The sequence below is a fragment of the Sodalis sp. (in: enterobacteria) genome (genome assembly GCF_047607725.1).
GTDB lineage: Bacteria > Pseudomonadota > Gammaproteobacteria > Enterobacterales > Enterobacteriaceae > JBLKSS01.
Genome location: NZ_JBLKSS010000105.1, coordinates 1 through 7,563 on the forward strand (window position 1 = coordinate 1; position 7,563 = coordinate 7,563).

The 7,563-nt window shown below is 54.8% G+C and carries 6 protein-coding genes and 2 pseudogenes; 3 read left to right on the plus strand and 5 right to left on the minus strand.

The window, feature by feature from the left end:
- Window positions 1–192: 192 nt before the first annotated feature.
- The 5 genes and pseudogenes from ACMX3H_RS09775 to ACMX3H_RS09795 all read right to left on the minus strand — a co-directional run.
- Window positions 193–879 (minus strand): annotated as a pseudogene (locus tag ACMX3H_RS09775) (YdiY family protein); the annotation flags it as partial.
- Between the two features lie 348 nt (window positions 880–1,227).
- Window positions 1,228–2,158, minus strand: a pseudogene (gene lpxP / locus ACMX3H_RS09780) (kdo(2)-lipid IV(A) palmitoleoyltransferase).
- Window positions 2,159–2,660: 502 nt separating this feature from the next.
- A complete protein-coding gene (yedD, locus tag ACMX3H_RS09785; protein ID WP_415210675.1) occupies window positions 2,661–3,128 on the minus strand; it encodes a lipoprotein YedD in 468 nt (155 codons plus the stop codon).
- A 250-nt stretch (window positions 3,129–3,378) separates the two neighbouring features.
- Complete coding sequence (locus tag ACMX3H_RS09790; protein ID WP_415210676.1) at window positions 3,379–3,615, minus strand: hypothetical protein; 237 nt, start codon at window positions 3,613–3,615, stop codon at window positions 3,379–3,381.
- A gap of 288 nt (window positions 3,616–3,903) precedes the next feature.
- Window positions 3,904–4,758 (minus strand): N-acetylmuramoyl-L-alanine amidase, encoded by an 855-nt coding sequence (locus tag ACMX3H_RS09795; protein WP_415210677.1) that lies wholly within the window; start codon window positions 4,756–4,758, stop codon window positions 3,904–3,906.
- An 857-nt stretch (window positions 4,759–5,615) separates the two neighbouring features.
- On the opposite strand from ACMX3H_RS09795, the gene ACMX3H_RS09800 reads away from it, so the two are divergent.
- From ACMX3H_RS09800 to ACMX3H_RS09810, 3 genes are all read left to right on the plus strand, one after another.
- On the plus strand, window positions 5,616–5,921 hold the full coding sequence (locus tag ACMX3H_RS09800) for a hypothetical protein (protein WP_415210678.1): 306 nt from the start codon (window positions 5,616–5,618) through the stop codon (window positions 5,919–5,921).
- 206 nt (window positions 5,922–6,127) lie between these two features.
- On the plus strand, window positions 6,128–6,814 hold the full coding sequence (locus tag ACMX3H_RS09805; RefSeq protein ID WP_415210679.1) for a hypothetical protein: 687 nt from the start codon (window positions 6,128–6,130) through the stop codon (window positions 6,812–6,814).
- A gap of 205 nt (window positions 6,815–7,019) precedes the next feature.
- Window positions 7,020–7,563: hypothetical protein (locus ACMX3H_RS09810; protein ID WP_415210680.1), on the plus strand; the 544-nt coding region annotated here is incomplete at its 3' end.

Here is a 7,563-nt window from a genome sequence, read left to right on the forward strand (position 1 = left end):
ACTCAAACCGGGATGGAAATAAAAATTATTAAAATCAATACAATGTGAAAATGCAATGAGCATAAGCGTGTAACGTAGGTTTACTGTCTCATACAACAAACCCACCAATAATTCAAGACGTCCTCCACGGGGCGCTTACGATGTTTTCGTATCGGTATGCTTCGGCGCGCTATCCGGCGGATTTTGGTTCTAGGTAACGTTGTAAGCGACCTTCAGCGCAAAATGGTCGTTAATATCGACATTCAGCCCGGTTTCCGAGTTCACCGTTGTGTCATCGTTGGCGAGCAGCGACAGCCCCTGAATAAATTTGGTGTTGTCGGTCAACTGATAGCTATAAGAGGCCGCCGCGTAACCCAACGCTTTGGTGGTATTACCGCCGCCCTGGTATTCATCATGGCGCACGCCAGGACCCGCTTCGACGCGCAGGGTATGGATAGGCCCGGTCAGCACCTGGCGACCGTAGCCGGCGACCAGCGTATCGCGCGAACGGTAGCCGTTATAGCGATCGCTTAACCAACTCCCTTGGGCAAACAGGAAGTTTTGCGTGCTGAGGTTGTGGCGGGCGCGGGCGCCGGCCTGATATTTCTCCGAGCTGCGCTGATCGTCGGACGAGTTGTTGGCGGCTTCCCCCCAAAGGCTATAGGCATTCGACTACTGGAACCAGGTTATGGTGGTGCTGGCGGCCAGATTGGAATTGCGGGTATTGCCGCTCTGGGCGTTGTAGCTTGCCTGAGCATCGCCATCAAAGCTTTTTTTGGCGGGGGAAGGATCATCGAGCACGGTAAAGATATCGGTGTCGGCGAAGGTGTTAAAACTGGCTAGCGACATGCCAAGGGTGGTCAACAGAGAGAGTGCCCGGAAGCGCTTATTGCGTAACATAAGATACCTGTCAAATTGGCGAAAAAGGGTAATGCGCATTTAAAGTTCATCAGTGTAGCCAAACGAAGCCGCCGCTGTACTAGTAATTTTTTGTAATATTGGTAACAAAATTTGAGAGAAAAGTCGAAAAGTTGAAGAAACCGGAGCGAGGATGAGATTTGCTAGGGCAGAGAAACAGGAATCTTGATAATAATAAATTACTTAGCGGTTTGCACCAACTTTTTCAACGGACCAGTTATCCACAGGCCGGCCGTGTTCGGATAATTCTGGAACCGCGGATTATTCCCCCCCTAAGACACCCTAGTATGAAGCAATGACGCGCGCCGACAGCGGCCGTGCGCAACATGCTTACACGTACAGCGACAGTTCGCCGCGCGGCCGGGTTTTAAAACGGCGATGCAGCCAAAGATATTGATCCGGCGCGCGCAATATCTCCTGCTCCACAATCCGGTTCATGTAGCAGGTGGCCGCCATTTCATCGTCCTGCGGATAGTCCCTCAGCTGCGGCTGAATCAACAGCTGGTAGCCGCGCCCATCTTGCTTACGGATAAGCACCATCGGGACCAGTTGCGGCTGCGCCAGTCGGACCAGAGTATAGGTGCCGCGGGTGGTGGCCGCCTGGGGAACGGCGAAAAACGGCGCGAAAATACTGCCCCGCGGGCCATAATTCTGGTCCGGCGCAAACCAAACCGTTTCGCCCTGCTTCAAGGCATGCACCATACCGCGCAGGTCTTTTCTATCAAGCATGGCTTTATTGGAGCGCATGCGCCCCCAGGTCTGGATAAGCTCCATCACCTTATTGTTATGGGGCCGGTACATGGCCATCATCGGCTGGCATAGCCCCATCGTCCCCCCCCCCCCNGCCGAGCTCCAGCGACATGAAATGGATGCCGATGACTATCACGCCCCTGCCGTGGCGGCTGGCCTGTTGCAGGTGCTGCAGGCCGGAAACGTCAAACCAGCGTTTTACGCGCGCATCGGACCAGAACCAGGCCATCTCCGTTTCCATCAGGCCCATGCCCAGCGAGGTAAAGTTATTGTTGACGGTGTCTTCCAGACGCGCGCTGTCCATATCGGGGCAGCACAACTCAAGATTGCGCCGGGCAATGCGCACCCGGCGTTTCAAAAACGGCTTAGACATACGGCCAAGGAGACCGCACAACCGTCGCAGCAGCGGATACGGCAGCTGCACCAGCAGGCAGAGCACGCGCAGACCGAACCAGGTGAGCCAATAGCGCGGATGCAGCAGGGCAAGGGTAAACTTCTGTGGTTGCGGCATCAATTTTTCCTAGTGATGAGTTGCATTACTTAACGCATCAATCAGAAAAAACATCAATAGCGATACAGGTTGCAACTAAGACACCCCCCGGCGTTTATTATTCGACGGAAAGTTGTAATCTTTCATTTCTTTACATGGATCAGCAGGTCAGTAAACCGGCATTTATGCCTGACGGCCGGCCTCAGGTTCGGGCTTCACGATTCAACCAGCACATACCACGAAGGGCTATGAGTCCGGCAACGGCGAGAGACGGGACAAGGGAGAGCGGTATCGCTTCAAGCGCAGAGAGAGCATAACAGAATGCGGGCGCGGTTACCCGTAAAGACAGGTAAATTATTTTTACCAATACTTTACGTCAGCCACCGTCAGCGCACGGCCGGCAGCCTGTAGTGGACAACCCCGGTCGCGGCTAAACCCGATAAGCTCTGATGGGTAAAGCGAAAGCACAGAGCATCGGGCGCGGCGTTAGGGTCGTCGAGGGACGGTATCGGTCTTAGCCGGGTTATCTGACCACGCCGGTCTTTCTGCCGGGGGCCTTTGCCGTCGGCGCAGCGGCGCTAAATACCCAATTATCCCCTTGCCCGGAGATGAACGGCTGGCATTGTGCGGTGGGTGACGCGCTGCGCTGCAAAGTGAGATTGCCGTAGTGTAAAACATCACGGTCCAGTCTCAGCAGACTCATTTCGTTTTTCTCGTTGATATTATACAGCCGGGCATCGCGCGTGGTCAGTTTACCCGGCCTGATGATCGTCCGCTGCCAGCTTCTGCAATCCAGCGTGGTCCCCGACCGACTGATTATCAAGCTAGCCACCGCCTCGGGGCTAATAAGCGCCTTCTGCGGCGTGGTGCTGGTCCAGATGCCGGCATAGCCCTGCGGTGCCGGGGCCGCCACGACCTTGGTATATTCCGGCGCGCCGGCGCATCCGCTCAGGGCCGCCGCCAGTAGTAACATGATGGGAGTTCGCTTCATATTCAGATCCTTGTGAAAGAGAGCCGAAATGCTAGCATTAAATACCCCGTCAGGTTTAGCCCCTTTTTTGGCAGCGTGGCCGTCGCCCTCTCGCTTGGCCCTGGCAACCGTGGCCTGCGCGCGGGACGCGGGCACGCCCCTCCCGGAGCAGGCGGCAACCTGCGGTCATCATCGCGTCGGGAAGACGGTGGTATCGAGGTTAGAAACGGGAGGGTGCGTTAGCGAAGGTAACTTTACCGCGCCGGGGGCATCACGACATACTGACTATCCGATCGGCGATGAGGGAATACCCGCCGTTCCACTCCATGCGCCCGGTCACCGTCAGGCGTTCGCCGCACAAATGCGCCATGAGTTCCAGCGCCATAATATCGAAGCCCACCACGGTGAGGGGGTAAGCACTGCGTTTTTTGCTTTCCGCCAAAATGGTCGCTTTCACCATCGGCCGACCGACGGTATTTTTGATTCGGCTGGGTGATTTGGTAATCACGCCTGACAACGTCGTAACGGGTTGTTCAGCGCTTTCAGAAGGGGATGACGTACCAGAATTCATGACAGGATAACCTCCATTAGTCTCTCTCTTTTGCCTGTAACGAACCTCAATTTTATCAAATTGTGCGTCTGGCGTCTGAACAATTGTGCAAATTACAACCAAAAACCCGGCGTCAGCGCAAAGAAATAGCAAAAAAGATTTCTGTAAGCCTTACCACACGCCGCGTCGGTTTAAACGCAATTTAAGCCGGAAGATATCTAACCGGACGTGTCGTCATGGCCGGTTTCAGGTGGGATTGCAGTAATTTTCCACCAGCGCCTGGGCGATTGCCTCGGTTTCCTTATCCGCTACGCCCGTGAAGTTGCTGGGGCGGAAATGCATCTGGAAGGCGCTGATGACGCGAAGTGTCTCTTTATCCAGCGTGCCCGTTTGCGGGATGGTGTAACCGTAAACGGCCAGCGCCTGTTGGATGAGCGCGACATTGCCGGCGGACCAGCGATGTTTGCCCTGCAAATATTTGTCCACCGTCGCCGCATCCGGCCATGCCCCTATGCCCTGCCGCGCCATTTCCCGCCACGGAAACTGTGGACCGGGATCGGTTTTCCTCAACGGCGCGATATCGCTATGCGCCAACACGTTCTGCGGCTTAATTTGGTAACGGGCGATAATATCCCGTGTCAGACGGGCCGCTAACACCGTCTGTTCTTTATGATAGGGGATCCACTGCTTCCCGGCGGGCGCCTCATGAAAACCGTCATTAACGATTTCAATACCGATGGAAGTATCGTTAATATTATTGCGCCCGGCCCAGCCGCTTACGCCCGCGTGCCAGGCCCGCTTATTTTCCGGCACCAACTGCAATACCACCGGTTTGCCGCGAGTTTCGGTGGGATTGGAGGGAATAAGATAATGGGCGCTTACGCTGCTGTGCGTAAGCAGCCGAAGGGATTCATTATCATCGACGGCGGTATAATGGAATATAAGAAATTGGACGCGGTCATCCTGTGATTGAGAGGGATAGGACGTATCCACCGCATAATCGCCGTGATCAATCAAGGTCGTCGCCGGTTTTTCCGCGTACTGATTCCCAGCGCACCCCGTCAGTCCTAGCGCGCCCAAGAGCAATATTATTTTTTTCATATGGACTTTTCCTAGCGTAAAGAAAACATCCTAGCAACGGCATAAATAACAAAAGCTCAACCAATGCGCGGCGGATTATGAATCTCACGATTTTTCTGATCAATATAACAGCCCTGGTTCTTTTTTATTTGTGTCGCGTATTGCTCTCTGAAATTCATTTATTTAACTAATATATTCACTATAAATACATTTCTCGGCGTACGCAAAAAAAACTAGACGGTGGCGGCTCCACGCCTGGGTGCGTTAAACGGCGGCCGTTGTACCGCACAACGCGACGGTTCGACCGGCTGTCAATCGACCGCCCGCCGCCATAATAATAACGCCGCACCCTGTAAGCCATTCGCTCTGCCTGGCGGTGTTGCGAACTGATGGCAGCCGGCGGCGGAACCCGCAGCCTTGCCTTGGTTCTCTGCTGACCCGTTGCGCTCGCCGCCGCGGTTTACCCGCCGTGCGCCCGCTGGCGACCCCATGACCCAATGCGTGCTTCCCGCCCCCTTGCGCGGCCCTTGTTAACCCCCCTCGGGACGAGGGGGTCAGGTGGTGCCCGCCATCCGGCCATTTTATAAAAATTTACCGCCTGACCGAAAAGGAAAATGGTCCCTCCGGCCACGGCCTGCAACGCAGCGCCTCACTGACGGCGGCTGTTGCGCCGGCGATTGCCAAAGAGGCTGCAAAACCGCCCGGCCTTGCACGGGTCATTGCGTTGGCAACGCCACCGCCTTCGCCGTGATGCCTAGTACGTATTACCCACGATAAGGATATCGCTATGCACCACCCTTTTGCAGCACAGGTCGACCCCCGCACCGGCTTATTACAATTTCGCCTTCCCCTTGTCACCGCTATCGCTGAGTTATTCTTTGTTGCATCTTCAGGACGTGGGTTATGGCAAAGGGTTCAGCGAAAATCTCAGCCGATATGATCCGGAGAGCCGGCTATTAACGCTCTCCAGCGGTGAACAATATCGCCTTGAAGGTGAGGCGTCCGATCCGGCGTTTTGCCCGCCGGTCCCGCTCCACATCCGGTTGAAAATGCTCAACGACGCACTTTGGATTTATTACAAAAGCGGCGCCGTTGAACAGCTTATTTTATTCCTCAGGCAAAAGACATCACGCAAAAGTATTATCTGCTCAACCGGGTTTTTTCTCCCGCCGGCCATGAAATAATCTTCGCCTACATCGCCGTCAACGACCGTCTGCGTCTCACGCAAATAAAAGATGCGCAGCAAAGCCTTGTAGAAATAAAATGGCCGCCTCTGCATCAGGTAGATGGCCAGCCGCCCTCGCCAAATCACATTATTCTCACCGTCTGGCCCGGTTTGCCGCAAAGCTACAGTCTGTTTTTGCAAATAGAGCAGGGAAAACTGACACGCGTGAGCAAGTACGATAAGGATAATGTCGACACCGCGCGCTGCCACGCCGGCGCACTTTGCGAGATAGGTTACGACAGCCAGGAGCGCCTGGCATCGCTGCGCCTGCCCGGCGGCATCAACGAAGACTTTGTTTATTACGCGGACGGTGCCGTCAGACCTCTACCCTGCATTGAAAGCCATACCACCCGCGTCACCAATAACCAGAGGGCGTTATATCAACAAACGCAGACATTTCAGTTTACCGATGTGGATTTTCTCACCGCAGACGCCCCTCTCAGCCGGCCCGATATGCTCACGCCTGGGAAAATTTATTCATCGAAGATCACGATCCATCGTGAGAACCGAAGCCCATTGGCTCAGGAAGCGCAGAAAGCCGGCAGCGAAACCATTACGCGCTGCTATGATAGCAATCACCGTCTGGTAAGCGAGAAGCACCAGACGAAGATCATCTTGAATAATCAGCTTAAGGAAAATGAGCACACCTTCCTTCTAAGCTATCGCGCCCCGTCGACGCTGCAACGACAACGCCGCTGGCGCAATTACCCCGCACCTACTGTTTACCGACAAGAAAAGAAGAACACTGGCACACCCCTCCTATCGTCAACACCCCGCAACGCCCCGATCAGCAACCGAAGAAAAGGGCCATTACCCGCTACAATTACGTGGGTGATGATGATGGCAATTTAACCCTATGCGTGTATCCCGATGGGAGTCAGTTCACTCTTACTTATTTCAGCGCTGATAGCAGTAATCGCGGCTGTCCTGCCGATCCGCTGGGTTTTCGTCGCTTTGCCGTCGAAGTCAGTTATGAAATTCCCCCGGGCATATCCCGACGACGCAGATTCGCCGCATCTACTACCACTATGGCGCCCTCTCCTGTCACCGACCGTCGGTGCTGCCGCATAACACCATGGTGCTTTGCCATAAGGTCACCTATGTCATCTATAACTTCCCCCTAAAAGCCCCCGCCGCCGACACCGGACGGGCGCCAGCACAAGACGCCGCTATCAAAAACGTGCGGGATGTGCCGTCTCGGGTGGACGTGAAAACCCTGGAAGTAAGCTACTATGATGAACTGGAAGCCACGTTCGGTTCGCGCCACGGCCGGCTGAAGTCCCAGCGTATGACCTATACCGGCGAGCCGGAAAAGACGGTAGTAAGCAAAGACTATTTTTGGGAAAAACGCACCGCCAGGGACAATATCCCCACCGACTATGAGCTGGTCTGCACCTGCCATTTCAGCGTCAACCGTACGCGTCCGGACCTCATGGCGGCGCCGGAGACGGCCGCGGTCGTGTGGGGTGGCAACCATTTCCGGACTCTCAAAGGGAACGTTGGGTTAGCCGGAAGCCTTTTACTGGCGCGGCTTACAGCCATTTTAAGGATTTTGGACTCGTCGCAAAAAAATGAGCGGAAAATGAGTTTTTTGCACTATA